The organism is Gemmatimonadota bacterium (assembly GCA_040388625.1).
In the GTDB taxonomy this organism is placed as follows: Bacteria; Gemmatimonadota; Gemmatimonadetes; order Gemmatimonadales; family Gemmatimonadaceae; genus Fen-1247.
Genome location: JAZKBK010000003.1, coordinates 461,479 through 477,037, shown reverse-complemented (window position 1 = coordinate 477,037; position 15,559 = coordinate 461,479). Strand labels below are relative to the sequence as shown.

Here is a 15,559-nt window from a genome sequence, read left to right as displayed (position 1 = left end):
CTCAGGGCGTATTCACCAGCGCAAACGTCAGCTCGTCCGCAATCTCCGCGATGAGCTTCGTCGTCGGCCTGTACCCATGACTGCTCTGGGTCTCGATTCTCACCATCACCGGCTTCGGACACGCCTGCGCCGCCTGTAGTGCCGCTATGTACTTGTACGTGTGACTCGGCACCACACGATCGTCATGGTCCGCAGTAGTTGCAAGCGTTGCGGGATAGCACGTGCCGGCCCGGATGTTCTGCAATGGCGAGTACTTGAGCAACACGGGAAACATCGTCGAATCGGATGACGATCCATATTCCGTGGCCCACGCGGCGCCACCGGTGAACCTGTCGTAGCGCAGCATGTCCATCACGCCGACAGCAGGAAGCGCGACAGCGAACAGGTCGGGGCGCTGCGTTGTAATCGCGCCAACCAGCAGTCCGCCGTTCGAGCCACCCTGCATGATCAGCCTGCGTGGCGACGCGTATCGCTCCGCAACGAGATATTCCGCTGCGGAGATGAAGTCGTCGAATACATTCTGCTTCTTCGCGAGCATGCCCGCCTCGTGCCACGTCTCGCCATATTCACCGCCGCCGCGAATGTTCGCGGTTACGTAGATGCCGCCACGCTCGACCCATGCCGGAATTGCAGGGCTGAACGCTGGTAGTACGCTGACGTCGAATCCGCCATACGCGTACAGAATCGTCGGATGCGATCCGTCCAGCACTGTTCCCCTCTTCATCGTGATGAAGAGCGGTATCTTCGTTCCATCCTTCGAGGTCGCAAAGACCTGACGTGTCTCGTACGCCGCCGGATCGAACGTCAGCCTGGGTTGGTCGAACGGTTTGGTCTCGCGAGATTCCACGTTGAACCGGTATACGCTCGTCGGAACGAGCGGCGACGTGAATGCATAGAACATCTCCGGCGTATCGTTCCGTGCGCTCAATCCACTCACCGTACCGACTCCAGGCAATGGAATGGCGCCGAGTGGTCTGCCCAGAATATCGAAGATTCGTACGATGCTCTTCACATCCTCGAGATACTGAACGACGATTCGGTCGCCGGCCATTGTCGCCGATTCGATGGCGAAGTTCGATTCAGGAATTACGGTGTGCATGTGCGCACGGTCTGCCGTGGCGAGATCCAGCGATACGACACGACGGCGTGGCGAGCCATCGTCGGTCAGAATGTACGCGGTAGAGCCGACGTTGCCGATGACGTGAAATTGTGCCAGATCCTGGCTCACGATCGCAGTGAGTGGAGTGCTCACCTTCGGATTCATTGGATCAGCCAGATCCGCGAAGTACAACCGGTTCCTGTTGTCGGCGCCCGCGTTTGCGGTGCAGAACACGTAACGGCCGTCCTCACTGACGTTGCATCCCACGAAGTAACGGACGAGCTCCCCGCCGCCAAGTATCGCGCGGTCGTCCACCTGCGACGTGCCCACGGTGTGATAATAGACCGCGTGCCCCGATAGCGCGGCCGATAGCGCCTTGCCCGCAGGTGGCTCCGGATAGCGCGAGTAGAAAAATCCGCGGCCATCGCGCGTCCATGAAAGATCCGAGAAACGCACCCAGCGCAGCGTGTCGGGTACATCCTGACCCGACGCAAGATCGCGAATGTGAACCGTGCGCCAGTCTGCGCCACCCTGCGCAAGCGCGTAGGCCAGATACCGTCCATCGGGCGACGGCGCCCATTCCTGCAATGCGATCGATCCGTCAGCCGAGAGCGTGTTGGGATCGAGCAGGGCCTGTGCCGCGCCATCCAGACTGTCGCGCACGTAGAGAACGGCCTGGTTCTGCAGACCCGCGTTGCGCTGGTAGAAAAGTCGCTTGCCGGGAACCAGTTGCGGCACCGTCACGCGTGCGTAGTTGAACAGCTCCGTCAGTCTGTTGCGCAGTGTGTCACGCAACGGAAACTGCACCAGGAAGGAGTTGGTGAAGTGATTCTGGTCGCCGATCCACGCTGCCGTTTGTGGACTGTTCAGGTCTTCCAGCCAGCGGTACGGATCCGGAACTCTGGTTCCGAAGTAATCGTCGGAAACCGTGCCGCGATGCGTCTGGGGATATTTCACTTGCTGTGCGTTGATTGCTGGTGCCGCGGCGCCGCTGCCGAGGAGCAGTGATGCAACAAGAAGGCGGAAGGACACGATCGTCGTTTCCTCAGGCCGTCGTTCCCGCCACCGCGGGAGACGTATGTTGCAATTCGGTACCATGGATGCGCCACACCAATGAAGCATACGCTCCGGCGCGGCGGGTGTGAAGCCGCGCCGTACCATCGGCGCCTAGGCGCTCTTCTTCGGCCGCGCTGCAGTCTTCCTGCGCGCTCGTGCTGCACGCGCTGGCTTCTTCTTGCCTTCCGCAAGACTCTCACGCAGACGAGCCATCAGGTCGAGCACCTTGTCATCGTCCGTGGCTACGGTTGTCGTCCGCACACCCTTCACCTTCTTGCCGCTCATCTTCGCGCGAATGATCTTCATGAGATTCGCGCGGTATTCGTCCGTGTACTTGTCAGGATCGAAATCGGCTGCAAGGTTGTGCACCAGCTGCTCCGCCATGTGGAGCTCCTGAGGCCGCACGTCGGTACGCTTGGGGAAGTGAAGCTCGCTGGTCTCCACCAGCTCGTTCGCGAACCGCATTATCTCCAGCATCAACGCGTCGCCGCTCGCCTTGATGCCCACGAGATGCTGTGTGTTGCGCATCACGATCTTCCCGATGCCCACTACGTTCGTGTTGCTGATTGCAGCACGCAGTAACGCGTATGGCTTTTCGCCACCCTTGGTGGGCGTCAGATAGTATGGTGTTTCGAAGTACCGCGGGTCGATCTCACCCTGCTCCACGAAATCGAGAATCTCGATCGATGCCGATTTGCCAAGCGCCGCTGCCTTGAAATCCTGGTCGGTGAGCACGACGTACTGCCCCTTCTCGAACTCGAATCCCTTCACGATGTCGTCCCACGCGAGTGGACCCTCTCCCTTTGCGGAAAAGCGCTCGTACTTTACCGGAGAGAGGTCCTTCCTGTACAGAAGGCGGAAGCTGACGTGGTCTTCCCGCACGGCCGGACGCAGCTCGACCGGAATGTTCACGAGACCAAAGCTGAGTGACCCTTTCCAGACGCTAGCCATGTTACCCATCTCCTCGTGAAGGCCGGTGAAGCCCGGTCCTTGCAAACGAGAAAGGGAGCAAGACAAGTGCCGAATGTAGAATACAATATTTGTGATTCTCTACTGACTAGAACGACTGTTCGATCAACCGCAAACCGAACTCCATGACAACTCGATCGGCCGCTACCACGCTCGCGACAATCCTGTTCTCCGCGACACTGGGCGCTTGCATGCCGGCCCCCAATGTCGCCGCGACCCCGGCCGCAGCACCGGCGACCGCACCGGCTACTGCCACCGCGCGCGATGTCCAGTGGTCCCGGGTGTCCGCCGAGCACACTGCGATCTTCATTGAGACGTATCGTGCGGCCGCCGACAGGCTCGTGTCCCTCGCCGCCGGCCGTGCTCCCGGGTCGTGGGGCGTGATTCTGGACGCCGACGAAACCGTTCTCGACAACTCGGATTATGAATTGGCGCGCGTACCCTTCGACGGATCGTTCGACGCCAACGCATGGGATGCCTGGGTAGCGGCCGGACGTGCGCCGGCACTTCCCGGCGCCGTTACGTTCACCAGCCGCGTGCATCAGCTGGGCGGCAAGGTAGTGATCGTCAGCAATCGAAGCGACAAGGGGTGCCCGGCCACCCGCGCCAACCTCGATCGGGTCTCGGTCAAGGCGGATCTGGTTGTGTGCAAGACCGACAAGGATGACAAGAACCCGCGCTTCGACGCCGTCCAGAACGGAACCGCGTCGCCCGACTTTCCGGCGATAGCAGTCCTCGAATGGATTGGCGACAACATCCAGGATTTCCCGCACCTGTCCCAGGCAATTCGGAATGAGCCGGAAAGTGCCTTCGCCCGATTCGGAGACAGTTTCTTCGCTCTTCCAAATCCGATGTATGGATCATGGCAGAACAACGTTCTCAAGTAGTCGCGGCGCTGCCATGAGCCGGACTGTCAACGGCGCCGGTGCGGGGCTCGAGCCCATGTACGCCGGTGTGGGTCACGAAATCCCCACCGGCCGGAACTGGGTTTTCGAACCCAAGTACGACGGCGTCCGGGCACTCGCACAGGTGACAGCACGCGGTGTGCACCTCACCACCAGAAACGGAAACGACAAGGCGCGGCAGTTTCCCGAAATCACTGCCGCGCTCGCCGAGCTCGGGGTGCGACTTGGGCAGCCATTCACAATCGATGGAGAGATCATTGCGCTGGTGAACGGTGAGCCCGCTCGGTTCCAGGCCCTGCAGAGCCGCATGCATCTGAAAGGCGCCGATGACATCGCGACCGCGACTCAGCATATGCCTGCTGCACTCGTCGCCTTCGACATCCTGAGCGATGATGGCAAGGACCTCACTCGGCTGCCATGGACCGAGCGTCGCGAACATCTCGAATCACTCCTTGCCGAGCTGGCGACGACCAAACGCGGCCGTGCCGCCGATTCCGTCGCCCTGCACTTGCGTCTCTCGCCAACGAGACGAGACGGCAGCGCGATGCTTGAACGCGCACGCGATCAGGGCTGGGAAGGCGTCATCGCAAAACGCACCGACGCGCGTTACACGCCTGGTGCTCGATCCGACGCATGGCTCAAGCTCAAGATCGACTTCGAGCAGGAGTTCGTCGTCGGCGGCTTCACCGCGCCACGCAAGAGCCGCAAGGACATCGGCGCTCTTCTGCTTGGATATTTCGATGCTCGCGGCAAGTTGATCTACGCCGGCCACATGGGCGGCGGCTTCACTCGCGATGGCCTCCGGGAGATGCGCCAGCGCCTCGACCCGTTGATCCGAAAGACATCGCCGTTTGAAACGGAGCCCAGAACGAACGAGCGGGCGACGTGGGTAAGGCCGAGCGTGGTCGTCGAAGTGAAGTTCAGCGAATGGACCGCCGACGGCCGCCTTCGCCAGCCGATATTCCTCGGCGTGCGCGACGATAAGCCTGCCCGCAAGGTTACCTACGAGCCCGAGAGCATACAGCGGCGCATCGTTGGGTAACGGTTGAAACGCGTTTGTGGCGCGGGGAATGCGCTATGCTCTGATGAATCGTGATAAGGAGAATCAAATGCGCATGAAGGCAGTTGCACTCGCTCTCGGTTTGATGTGTCTGGGGGGCGCCGCGGCGTGCAGCCGCGCATCCTCATCTGGCGCTGGCGGCGCCGCCGCACCGGCGGAGGTTACCACGCTCAAGGTGGACAATCAGGGTTCGCTGGACATGGACGTATATGTCGTTCGCGTCCCCGCCGGTCAGAGGATTCGCCTCGGTACGGCGACCGCTGCGACGGTTACGAAAATGACGATCCCATCCGACGTCCTGATCGGCGCGAACACCTCGCTGCGCTTCATTGCAGACCCGATCGGCGGAATTCGTCCGTCGGTCAGCAGCTCCATCCTCGTGACACGTGGCGATGAGGTCACATTGCAGATCCCGCCCCGGTAGTGCACGGAGTCACGTCGCATGGATTGCGACATGCAGCGCAGTATATTCAGCGGCGGTACGAAAATCACTCGTACCGTCGTTTTTTGTGCGACGTTTACCGTCACCGCCAGCTGCCACGAGCAATCGAAATGAGCAACGCCACACTCCCCACGCGCGACGCCGCAGTTGCGCTGATGTACGAATACACGCCGTCGGAATCGCTTCGGAAGCACATGCTTGGCGTGGAAGCGGCCATGCGAGCCTACTCCACTCACTACGGCGAGGATGTGGAACGATGGGGGCTCGCCGGGCTGATGCATGACTTCGATTACGAGCGCTTTCCAAACGCGAATCGGTCAGCGACGGAAGAACATCCGAGCGAAGGCGTGAGAATCCTGCGCGGACTCGGATACCCTGAAGATGTTCTCGACGCGATCATGGGTCACGCAGCGTACACTGGCACACCGCGGACCAGTCTGATGGCGCGCACGCTCTTCGCGGTTGATGAGCTTACCGGCCTCATCACCGCGACAGCCCTCGTCAAGCCATCGAGGTCCGTGCACGACGTCGAGCCTCGCTCGGTGCGGAAGAAGATGAAGGACAAGGCGTTCGCGCGCGGGGTGAGCCGCGAGGACGTCATTCAGGGCGCACAGGAGCTGGGCGTCGACCTCGACCAGCACATTGCGTTCGTGCTTGCAGCTCTACAGGGATCTGCCGAGGCGATCGGTTTGCAGGGAACCCCGGCCGCCTAATCGCGCGGATTGCTCGCCCACACCGTCATCTCGGTTATCATCGCGCGGTCGTCCTGTGCAAGCATGCCCACGATGGCGGCCGCGATATCCGAGCCGCGCAACTTGCTCGGATTGTCCACGCGGGCTGTCCCGCGGGCGCGATGCGCGAATTCGGTCAGCACCTCGCTCGGATTGATCTGCATCACACGGATGTTGCTCTTCCGCAGCTCCGCGCGCCAGCATTCCGTGAGCGACGCAAGCGCGAACTTCGACGAGGAATAAGCCGACCCGTTTGCCGAGCCATGTGCCGCCGACGTCGATGCGACGTTCACGATGTTGCCATACGATTGCTTGATGAAGTGTTTGGCCGACTCCCGTGCGGCGAGCGTCGCGCCGAGCACGTTCGTCTCCCATACAGATCGCATGTCATCGACAGTTGTCTCTACCAGCGGCGCAAAACGGCCGAACCCGGCGTTGTTGATGAGCACGTCGTAGCCCCCGAGCGCGTCGATCACCTTCGGAATGAGCGCGACGACGTCCGCTTCATGGCTCACATCCGCGACGAATGGGCTGGCGCCGATCTCACCGCCAGCCTTCTCGATACTCGCGCGGTCCCGACCGCAGATTGCCACTCGTGCGCCCAATTCGGCCAGCGCGAGTGCCGTTGCCTTTCCAATTCCGCTCGACCCGCCTGTGACGAGCACCCGCGCCTTGGCAATGTTCATTGTAATCCTCTCTCCATCGATGGTTGGACTGATACATCATGACAGCTCCGCCGGCCGATTGCGGCAGGCAGCGTATGACATCATTGTAAGTTTATGTGATTGCCGGCGACGTATGCACTCCCGAGCCGGCACAATTGTAGCTTACTCGACTCGACATGCAGAAGAACCAATTCGAAGATACGGTAATCGCCGGCGGCGGTCCCATCGGGCTCGCGTGCGCGATTTCAGCCAGAAAGTGCGGGATCGATCCGCTCATAATCGAGGCCGGCGCCATCGCCGATTCGATCGTGCGCTACCCCATCGGCATGGGATTCTTCACCACCCCCGAGCTGCTGGAGATCGGTGGCCACCCGTTCGTCGCGGCTGGACAGAAACCCACTCGCGAGGAAGCTCTCAAGTACTATCGCGGTGTGGTACGTACCGATAAGCTGCGCGTGCGGACCTACACGAAGCTCGTGACCGCACAACGCGTTGGTGATGTCATCAGGTGCACAGTCGCAACGCCGAGCGGAGAAACTGTGATCGACTGCAAGCGCCTCGTGCTCGCGACCGGATATTTCGGTGAGCCCAATCTCATGGACGTACCCGGCGAGTCGCTTCCGTTTGTCCACCACTATTTCGACGAGCCGCATCGCAGTGTCGGACTGGACGTGGTGGTCATCGGCGGACGCAACTCAGCGGTCGAGGCAGCGCTCGAGCTGTTTCGTGCCGGCGCTCGCGTTACGCTGGTATATCGCGGCACCGTGTTTCCGGCAAGCGTCAAGTACTGGGTCAAGCCCGACATCGAGAACCGCATCGCCGCTGGCGAGATCTCTGCGCGGCTTGGCGCAACGGTGTTGCGTATCGAACAGGGCGCCGTGATCATACGCAATGCCGAGGGATTGGAGGAGGTGCTGCACGCGGATCGTGTGTACGCACTTACGGGATTTCGCGCGGACTTCGCGCTCTTTCGGCGACTGGGTATCGAGCTGGAGCCTGATACCGAACGTGCGTCGGTGAACCCAGACACACTCGAGACCAACGTGCCCGGCATATACATGGCTGGTAGCATCGTTGCCGGCCGATATACGTCCGGCATATTCATCGAGAACGGCCGCTTCGATGGCGACAAGATCTTCCGCTGCTGACGGCGAGGACGAGCGCGCACTGCGTGTGAATGACAGGCTCGCGATCCCGCGCGCCGAGCTCGGCGTCCGCGCGACACGAGCATCGGGCGCGGGCGGCCAGCACGTCAACAAGACATCCACGCGCGTCGAGATCACCTGGAACGTCACCGCTTCGCAGGCTTTGAGCGATGACGATCGTGCGCGTCTCATCACGCGCCTCGCTTCGCGTTTGAGTGACGACGGTGAACTCCGCGTGGTAGCGAGCGATACGCGCAGTCAACTGCAGAATCGCGAGCTGGCCGAAACGCGTCTCGCTGACATGGTGCGGCGCGCGCTCGTCATTCCCAGGGCGCGCCGGAAGACGCGGCCCAGCCGCGCGGCGAAGCAGGCGCGGCTCGACGACAAACGCAAGCTGTCCGAGAAGAAACGCGTGCGTCGCAGCAATGCCGACGACTGATCCCCTGCGACGTCCGTCCGACTCACGTTCGACTGAACCAACATCGTGACCAAACAGAAGCGTTTTGACAGCGGCTACTTCGACAAGTGGTACCGCCACCCCAGTCATCGTGTGGGAACGACCGCCGATCTCAGGCGACTGATCAATTTCGCCGTCGCCGCCACGGAGTACGTGCTCGCGCATCCGGTCCGATCCGTGCTGGATGTCGGCGCTGGTGAGGGACGCTGGCAACCGGTACTCAGAACACTTCGTCCGTCGCTACGATATCAGGGCGTCGATCCGAGCGAATATGCTGTGCGTCGTTTCGGAAAGCGCCGCAACATAGTGCAGGGAACCGTGGATGATCTGCCGCGGCTCGTCCCCGATCGCAGCTTCGACATGGTTGTGTGTTGCAGCGTCATCAACTATCTGCCGCGTGATGTAATGATACGCGCAATTCGCAACATCGCCGACCGTACCGCGGGACTCGCATACCTGGAGATATTCGCGTCGGAGGACGAAGTCGAAGGCGACACGGAAGGCTGGCATGCCGAATCCCGCGCGTCGTATCGGCGTATCATTCGTGACGCCGGTCTCGTTCCCTGCGGACTGCATTGCTACATCCCGAGGGAGAATGTGTCGACGCTCGTGGGACTCGAGCGCGCCTGATGCTCGGGATTCTCAGTATCGGGTGCCGTCGCCGATGCCGTATTTCGCGCGCAGCACGGCGAAATGCTCGGCCAATCCCTCACGATACTTGTCTCCCACATTCCGGCCGTGGGAGTAGCTCGCGCGATAACGCGCGGCCAGCTCCGGAAACTCCTGCTCGATGAACGGCAGATAGCGCAGCCGCGCGCTTCGGTCGAGTCTCAGGGCGCACGCACCGATCCGGACCGCTCCGGCCTCGGCGACGCGACGCACGAGCTCGTCCAGCGCGGCCGGATCGTCGGTGATGCCGGGAAGAACCGGCATGCAGTTCACCCCCGTCTCGATCCCCGCGTCGCGCAGACGTGCAATCGCACGTAGTCGTGAATCCGGCGTCGGCGAACGCGGCTCGATCCGTCGTGCGAGCTCGCGATCGACCGTGATGAGCGAGATCTGAACGTGAATGCGTGAGTGCCGCGCAATACGCCTGAGCAGATCCACGTCGCGTGTGATCAATGGACTCTTGCTGATGATCACGATGTTGAGGCCGGGGTGCTCCGCCAGCACTTCGAGAATCCGGCGTGTCACGCGAAAGCGCCGCTCCGCCGGCTGATACGGGTCGGTCGCCGAGCCGATGAGTATCGTGTCGCCGTTTATGAGACCGAGATAGCGCTCGCCACCTGTGCGGAGCGCGCGTGCAAGAATCTCAGGCGCGTCCCGCTTGACGAAGATTCTTCGCTCGAACGCCAGCCAGGGAGCCATGCTCTCGAAGTCGTCGGAGAGCCCGTCTTCCAGACGATCGTGGTCCGCCGCGCGCTCCATCACGTAACGGTGCGCGTACCTGGCGTAGCAGTAGGTGCAGCCGAACGCGCAGCCGACGTACGGATTCACCGACCAGAAGTTCATCCCGGTCGCTTCCGGAGCGTTGAGAACGGACCGCGCACGCGTGGCGAAATACCGTATGTCGCCCTGCTCCCCCAACGCTGGCAATAACTCGAACGATCGTTCGACATCCGGTGGAAACAGCGGGAGCTGCCGTCCTCCAGTCCTGAGCCCTGGCATGAGCGGAAGTATACCGAATGGATACCGAAAGCGAAACGACTCGGTGGCGGCCGGTCGTAGATTATTCCGTATGATTCCATGGCCATCGCTTACCATCGTCTGGTCGCACCGGCGTGCTGCGATCACCCGCTCGATCGCGCTCGCGATAACGTTCTGGGTTACCCTTGCTTCGGGCGCTCAGGCTCAGTGGAGCACCCGGAATCCCGGGACCGACGCCTCGTTTCGAGGCATGAGTGTCGTCGACAGCAACGTCGTCTGGATCAGCGGAACCAGAGCGACGTTCGCGTGGAGCAACGATGCCGGGCGAAGCTGGCATCCAGGCAACGTCGCGGCGGCACGGTCGTTCGATTTTCGCGCTGTCCACGCATTTTCGCTCGATACTGCGCTGCTGATGGTGTCGGCCCAGGACACTGCGCTCATCTACCGGACGACCGATCGCGGCAGGACCTGGACGCTCCAGTACCATGACGAGAGCAAGGGCGCCTTTCTCGACGGCATGGCCTTCTTCGATTCGCGCCATGGGCTGGCGGTCGGCGATCCGATGAACGGCCGCTTCGTGATTCTCGAAACGAAGGACGGCGGCCGGCACTGGTCTCGTATTCCGGACGCCGGACTCCCGCCAGCGCTCCCCGGAGAAGGGGCGTTCGCCGCAAGCGGGACCTCGCTGGTCACATGCGGACCCAAGGACGCATGGCTGGGCACGGGCGGCGCAGCGTCGTCACGCGTCTTCCACTCTTCTGACGGAGGCCGGAACTGGTCGGTCGTGGAAACGCCAATCAAGGCGGGTGTCGCAGCAGCCGGAATCTTCTCACTCGCCTGTCGTGACACGCGTCATCTCGTTGCGGTCGGCGGCAATTACGCCAAGCCGGATGCTTCTGCCGTCACCGTCGCACGCAGCGACGACGGCGGTTCGACGTGGATCGCCGCTGCACCTCAACCGTCGACCGGCTTTCTGTCCGGAGTGGCGTATCTCGACGCACGGAAAACCGGCAAACAGTTGATCGCCGTCGGGACCGAAGGAACATCGTTCTCGCTCGATTCCGGCGTCACCTGGTCGCGCCTCGACTCGCTATCGCTCAACGTCGTAATGTCGGGACCTGATGGTACTGCGACGGCGGCTGGTGCTCACGGAAAAGTCGCGATTCTCAGTGGCTTGCACACCGGGGTAAAGATCGGGAAACGTTTGCCGTAGCAAATCCGAATGTGCCTCGCAACGGCGCGCGTCTTGCTCCACCCATGGTCAACGGGACCTGTCGTGTCTTGAGTACGGGCCCGGCCACAGCTACGAACGGAGACTTGTAACATGTCGTGGATTTGGTGGATCATCGTGGGGCTCATCGCCGGCTGGGCAACCGGGCGAATCATGAAGGGCTCCGGTTATGGCCCGATCATGGACATTGTTCTCGGTATAATCGGCGGTGTAATCGGCGGTTGGATAATGACGGCGCTCGGCGTTGGAATGGGTGGCGGTATCATCTGGTCGATAATCGTCGCGATAATCGGCGCGGTGATACTGGTCTGGATCGTTCGTCTGATTACAGGAAACCGCACCGCAGTCTGACGCTTGTTGTCGTCCGCGAGTATGAGGACGACGATTGCATGAAAAAAAAGTCCGGCGCTCGGTAAGCGCCGGACTTCTTGTGTCCGCACTCCTTGCTAGACGAAGAACGACACGATCATCGCGAGAGCGGCAACTCCCATCAGTACGGCTGTTGCCCATCCCAGAACGTTGAGCAATCTACCATTCTTGTAACGCCCCATGATCTTCTCATTGTTGCACACCATGAGAATGATCACGATCAACGGCGGTGCCAGCACTCCGTTCATCACGGCGGACCAGACCAGCATCTTCATCGCGTTGAACTTGGTCAACGCGAGCACGGTGCCCATTCCCATCGCAATCGCCATCACGCCGTAGAACACGCGCGCACCGTCGGGCTTCTCATCCATGCCGCCCTTGAATGCACCCGCTTCTGCGATGGCGTACGCCGCCGAGCCCGCCAGCACCGGAACACCCAGCATTCCCGTTCCGACGATCCCGAGCGCGAAGACCCAGTACGCAAGTGGCCCCGCAAGAGGACGCAGCGCAATTGCCGCCTGATCGGCGCTCTGCACGTCGGTAATGCCGGCTTTGTGAAGCGTTGCACCCGCCGTGAGGATTATGAAGAACATTATGACCTGCGACACGACCATCCCCGACTCCGTATCGACAGCTGCGTCTCTCAGCTCGCGTCCTGTGCGGCGCATCTCTCCGCGCCTTCTCCGCATCGGAAATCGCGCCCGCATGTGCTCTTCCTGCTCCGCCACCTGCGAGGCCTGCCAGAAAAAGAGATACGGTGAAATCGTGGTACCGAGAATTGCCACGAACGTCATCAGGTATTCCCTGTCCCATCTTATCGATGGCAGGAACGTTCCCTTCAACACGCCGAGTATGCTCGGATGGGCGAGCACGGCGGCGATTACGTACGCGAACAATGCGAGTGCGAACCACTTGAGCACGCGCGCCATGGATTCGTATGACGCGAATATCAGCAGCGCGAGTATCAGCGCCGCAAACACTGGCACGAGAATCACGCGTGGAATGCCAGTGAGCAATTGCGCTGCCGCTGCCATGCCGCCCAGATCCGCGGCTATGTTCAGCGTGTTCGCCACCACGAGCAGCATGCACGCGAACCAGAGCAGGCTTCGTGAGTAGTGGTCCCGAAGCGCCGTAGCGAGCCCGGACTTGGCGACGACGCCGACCCTGGCGCACATCAGCTGCACTGCGATCATCATTGGCAGGCCGATCAGTGCCGTCCACAGCAGGCCATATCCAAATGCTGCTCCGGCCTGCGAATACGTGGCGATGCCGGATGGATCGTCGTCCGCAGCGCCGGTAACCAGACCAGGACCCAGCTTTCTGAGGAACGCCTTCGGTCCGGTATTGCGTATCTCGATATTGGGCAGGGTCGTCACGTGGCCCGCCCTGTGCCCGTGCCTGTGTTCAGGTTGCTCTTGCGCCATGGTGTCGGGTTGGGCCGCGGCTGCGGCGTTATCCTGTGGAGTTTGTTACGTTGTCCAACCTTTCCGCCTCGACTGCGTGTGCATACGATTAGCTGAATGAACGACAGCGACGCGCCATCCAACCTCTCATCCGACCCGCTGAAGTCGATCGTTGCGGCCAACCAGGGGTCGGATCCGGCGCTTCGACTCCGAAAATATGCCGCGATGAGGCAGACTCCGTTCTCGTTCATGCGCGGAGCGTGCCAGTTGTTCTATGCTGCACTCCCGCAGGTCGAGACGCTCTCCGGCGCGCCTCCGGCCTGGTTGTGCGGCGATCTCCACGTTGAGAACTTCGGGACCTTCAAGGGGGACAATCGCCTCACGTATTTCGACGTCACGGACTTCGACGAGAGCGCGCTCGGCCCGTTGACCCTGGATCTCGTCAGGTTCCTCGCGAGCATCCATGTCGGATCGGACGAATGGGGGGTATCGCCAGATGATACGGACGCGCTCGTCCAACGCTCGCTGGTCGCATATTCGACCGAGCTATCGCTCGGCAAGCCTTCCTGGATCGAGCGCGAGAGCGCGCGAGGAACGGTCAAGCGTCTGTTCGCGCAGGTCGCGGGCAGGTCCCGCACGGAGCTGCTCGGTCGCTACACCACACGCAAGGGCAAGCGCCGCCGAGTGCTGATCGATGGGCAGCACACGCTTGCTGTTACCGCCGAGGAGCGCGCTGGCATCGAGCACATGATGGAAAGCATCGCTGACGCCGCGCGTGATCGCGAATACTTCAGGATCGTCGACGTGGCGCACCGTATCGCCGGAATCGGGAGTATCGCCTTTCCACGCTACATCGTGCTGGTAGAAGGGCGGGGCTCACCCGATCGCAACGTGCTGCTCGACGTGAAGCTCGCCCACGCTTCGGCGATCGCAACGCTTCGTGCCCACGGTCAACCCGCGTGGCGCGACGAGGCGGATCGGATAGTCTCGGTTCAACGTCACTCGTCCGTCGTTGCCCCGGCATTTCTCTTTTCCGCAGAGTGGAATGGCGGCAGCTACTGCAGCCGCGAGATGCAGCCAGAGGAAGATCGTGTTCGCCTGCACGAGTGGGCCAGACAGCCGAAGAAGATCGGCGAGGCCATCGTACAGATGGCGTCAGTCGCCGCGTGGCTGCACTTGAGAGGCGGCGGTTGGCTCGGATCTGCACCAATCGAACAACTGTCGGCGTTCGGGCGCGAAACATCCTGGCGTGACGCCCTCGTGCAACTGGCGCGTGATGCCGCCGAGCGGACTGAGCGTCAGTACGCCGAATTCTGCAAGGCGTACGATGACGGGTACTTCAGCGAGCAGACGGCCACCGGGTAACGGCGTCGCCGCGGACGCTGCCTACGCAGCCAGCTCGCTTTCCGAATACGCCGAGATCAATTCCTCGACACGGGCAGCATCGCCCGAGATAGCACCCTGCTCCCACCATGTTGCGACCTCTCGCGGGATCACACCAGACAGTGAATGCTCCGCGCGTTCCGCAATGAACAGCACTTCGCTCATCCGATTCGCTTCGGTGGGAACCGGATCGCGATGATGCGTCGATATCGCTGCCGCGACGGAATCACCGAGTCCCCAGTGCAACACAGCTATTCCGCCCAACGGCTCGTGCAACTCCTTGAGCACGCGCGATACCACGCTCTTCTGCACGTTGACGTCACGCCGCGTCTCATGTCTCAGCGCACCGATCACGTCGAATACGATCAGCTTGCCGGCGTCATGCAGTAGCGCGAGCGAGAAGCACTCGTCCGGAATCAGTCCGAACCCACGTCCGATTGCCCGCGCTATGGGCGCCGTACGAACGAGATGGTCGCGCACCTGAATCACCATCTTCTGATATTCGCCGCCGGGCCTGCACAGCATTCCTTCCAGCATCACGCCCAGCACGACGTTGTGGACGCCGGATGCGCCAACCCGCTGCGCCGCATGACGCAGCGATACGACAGTGCTGCCGGTCGAGTAGTAGGCCGAGTTCGCGTAACGCAGAAGCGCCTGCCCAAGCGTCGGATCCTCCTCGACCACTCGAACGAGCTCGGCCATGCCGATATCCGGATTGCGTGTCTTGGCCAGGGCGCGCTGCGCGGCTTGTGGGGCCTGCTTGATGCTGGTAGCCGGCGACGCCTTCATGTCGCGCAATAAGCGCACAGTGTCATCCGTGCGTTCCTGCGAGGTAAGGGACGCGGAAATCGCGTCGATCCGCGACGCGACCTCTGCGGTGAGCTGGTCAATCATGGAATCGGTACGGCAAAGTCACGGATAAAGGACACCCATTTGAGTATCGGCGCCTCCCAGCCCAGGCTGTAGAGCCGCCTCGGCGCCATGGGACGGCTCTCCG

At 61.7% G+C, this 15,559-nt stretch carries 16 protein-coding genes; 10 read left to right on the top strand and 6 right to left on the bottom strand.

Annotated features, from left to right (window positions below; genetic code table 11):
• Position 1 precedes the first annotated feature (1 nt).
• Complete coding sequence (locus V4529_07830) at positions 2–2,131, bottom strand: prolyl oligopeptidase family serine peptidase (protein ID MES2358242.1); 2,130 nt, start codon at positions 2,129–2,131, stop codon at positions 2–4.
• Positions 2,132–2,266: 135 nt separating this feature from the next.
• Complete coding sequence (locus V4529_07825) at positions 2,267–3,106, bottom strand: Ku protein (protein ID MES2358241.1); 840 nt, start codon at positions 3,104–3,106, stop codon at positions 2,267–2,269.
• Between the two features lie 143 nt (positions 3,107–3,249).
• Here V4529_07825 and V4529_07820 point away from each other — a divergent pair, with 143 nt between their 5' ends.
• The 4 genes from V4529_07820 (at position 3,250) to V4529_07805 (ending at position 6,244) form a co-directional block, all read left to right on the top strand.
• Positions 3,250–4,011 carry an HAD family acid phosphatase gene (locus tag V4529_07820; protein MES2358240.1) on the top strand — a complete coding sequence of 254 codons (762 nt, stop codon included), beginning with the start codon at positions 3,250–3,252 and terminating at the stop codon, positions 4,009–4,011.
• A 13-nt stretch (positions 4,012–4,024) separates the two neighbouring features.
• Positions 4,025–5,071, top strand: coding sequence for a non-homologous end-joining DNA ligase (gene ligD, locus V4529_07815; GenBank protein MES2358239.1), 1,047 nt, complete (start codon positions 4,025–4,027; stop codon positions 5,069–5,071).
• Positions 5,072–5,138: 67 nt separating this feature from the next.
• Positions 5,139–5,513: a hypothetical protein gene (locus V4529_07810; GenBank protein MES2358238.1), complete on the top strand. Its 375-nt coding sequence runs from the start codon at positions 5,139–5,141 to the stop codon at positions 5,511–5,513.
• 128 nt (positions 5,514–5,641) lie between these two features.
• The gene (locus V4529_07805; GenBank protein ID MES2358237.1) at positions 5,642–6,244 is read left to right on the top strand and encodes an HD domain-containing protein; all 603 of its coding nucleotides are present in this window, start codon (positions 5,642–5,644) and stop codon (positions 6,242–6,244) included.
• Here the strand turns inward: V4529_07805 and V4529_07800 are convergent.
• A complete protein-coding gene (locus V4529_07800) occupies positions 6,241–6,948 on the bottom strand; it encodes an SDR family oxidoreductase (protein ID MES2358236.1) in 708 nt (235 codons plus the stop codon). The genes V4529_07805 and V4529_07800 overlap by 4 nt on opposite strands.
• A gap of 155 nt (positions 6,949–7,103) precedes the next feature.
• On the opposite strand from V4529_07800, the gene V4529_07795 reads away from it, so the two are divergent.
• Genes V4529_07795 through V4529_07785 form a run of 3 tightly spaced genes read left to right on the top strand, consistent with a single transcriptional unit; the run spans position 7,104 to position 9,159 of the window.
• Entirely contained in the window at positions 7,104–8,075 is a 972-nt protein-coding gene (locus V4529_07795; GenBank protein ID MES2358235.1) for a YpdA family putative bacillithiol disulfide reductase, read from the top strand.
• Positions 8,050–8,511: an alternative ribosome rescue aminoacyl-tRNA hydrolase ArfB gene (gene arfB / locus V4529_07790; protein ID MES2358234.1), complete on the top strand. Its 462-nt coding sequence runs from the start codon at positions 8,050–8,052 to the stop codon at positions 8,509–8,511. The genes V4529_07795 and arfB overlap by 26 nt, the downstream gene beginning before the upstream one ends.
• 45 nt (positions 8,512–8,556) lie before the next feature.
• Positions 8,557–9,159 carry a class I SAM-dependent methyltransferase gene (locus V4529_07785; GenBank protein MES2358233.1) on the top strand — a complete coding sequence of 201 codons (603 nt, stop codon included), beginning with the start codon at positions 8,557–8,559 and terminating at the stop codon, positions 9,157–9,159.
• A 12-nt stretch (positions 9,160–9,171) separates the two neighbouring features.
• Here the strand turns inward: V4529_07785 and V4529_07780 are convergent, their stop codons facing one another.
• Positions 9,172–10,197, bottom strand: coding sequence for a radical SAM protein (locus tag V4529_07780; GenBank protein MES2358232.1), 1,026 nt, complete (start codon positions 10,195–10,197; stop codon positions 9,172–9,174).
• 70 nt (positions 10,198–10,267) lie between these two features.
• Between V4529_07780 and V4529_07775 the strand changes: the two genes are divergently transcribed.
• Together V4529_07775 and V4529_07770 are read left to right on the top strand one after the other, a co-directional pair.
• Positions 10,268–11,389 (top strand): YCF48-related protein, encoded by a 1,122-nt coding sequence (locus V4529_07775; protein MES2358231.1) that lies wholly within the window; start codon positions 10,268–10,270, stop codon positions 11,387–11,389.
• A 111-nt stretch (positions 11,390–11,500) separates the two neighbouring features.
• A complete protein-coding gene (locus V4529_07770; protein MES2358230.1) occupies positions 11,501–11,758 on the top strand; it encodes a GlsB/YeaQ/YmgE family stress response membrane protein in 258 nt (85 codons plus the stop codon).
• A gap of 95 nt (positions 11,759–11,853) precedes the next feature.
• Here the strand turns inward: V4529_07770 and V4529_07765 are convergent, their stop codons facing one another.
• Positions 11,854–13,152: an Nramp family divalent metal transporter gene (locus V4529_07765; GenBank protein MES2358229.1), complete on the bottom strand. Its 1,299-nt coding sequence runs from the start codon at positions 13,150–13,152 to the stop codon at positions 11,854–11,856.
• A 144-nt stretch (positions 13,153–13,296) separates the two neighbouring features.
• Here V4529_07765 and V4529_07760 point away from each other — a divergent pair, with 144 nt between their 5' ends.
• Complete coding sequence (locus V4529_07760) at positions 13,297–14,544, top strand: DUF2252 family protein (GenBank protein ID MES2358228.1); 1,248 nt, start codon at positions 13,297–13,299, stop codon at positions 14,542–14,544.
• Positions 14,545–14,565: 21 nt separating this feature from the next.
• On the opposite strand, the gene V4529_07755 is transcribed toward V4529_07760, so the two are convergent.
• The gene (locus V4529_07755) at positions 14,566–15,456 is read right to left on the bottom strand and encodes an HDOD domain-containing protein (protein ID MES2358227.1); all 891 of its coding nucleotides are present in this window, start codon (positions 15,454–15,456) and stop codon (positions 14,566–14,568) included.
• Between the last annotated feature and the right edge of the window lie 103 nt (positions 15,457–15,559).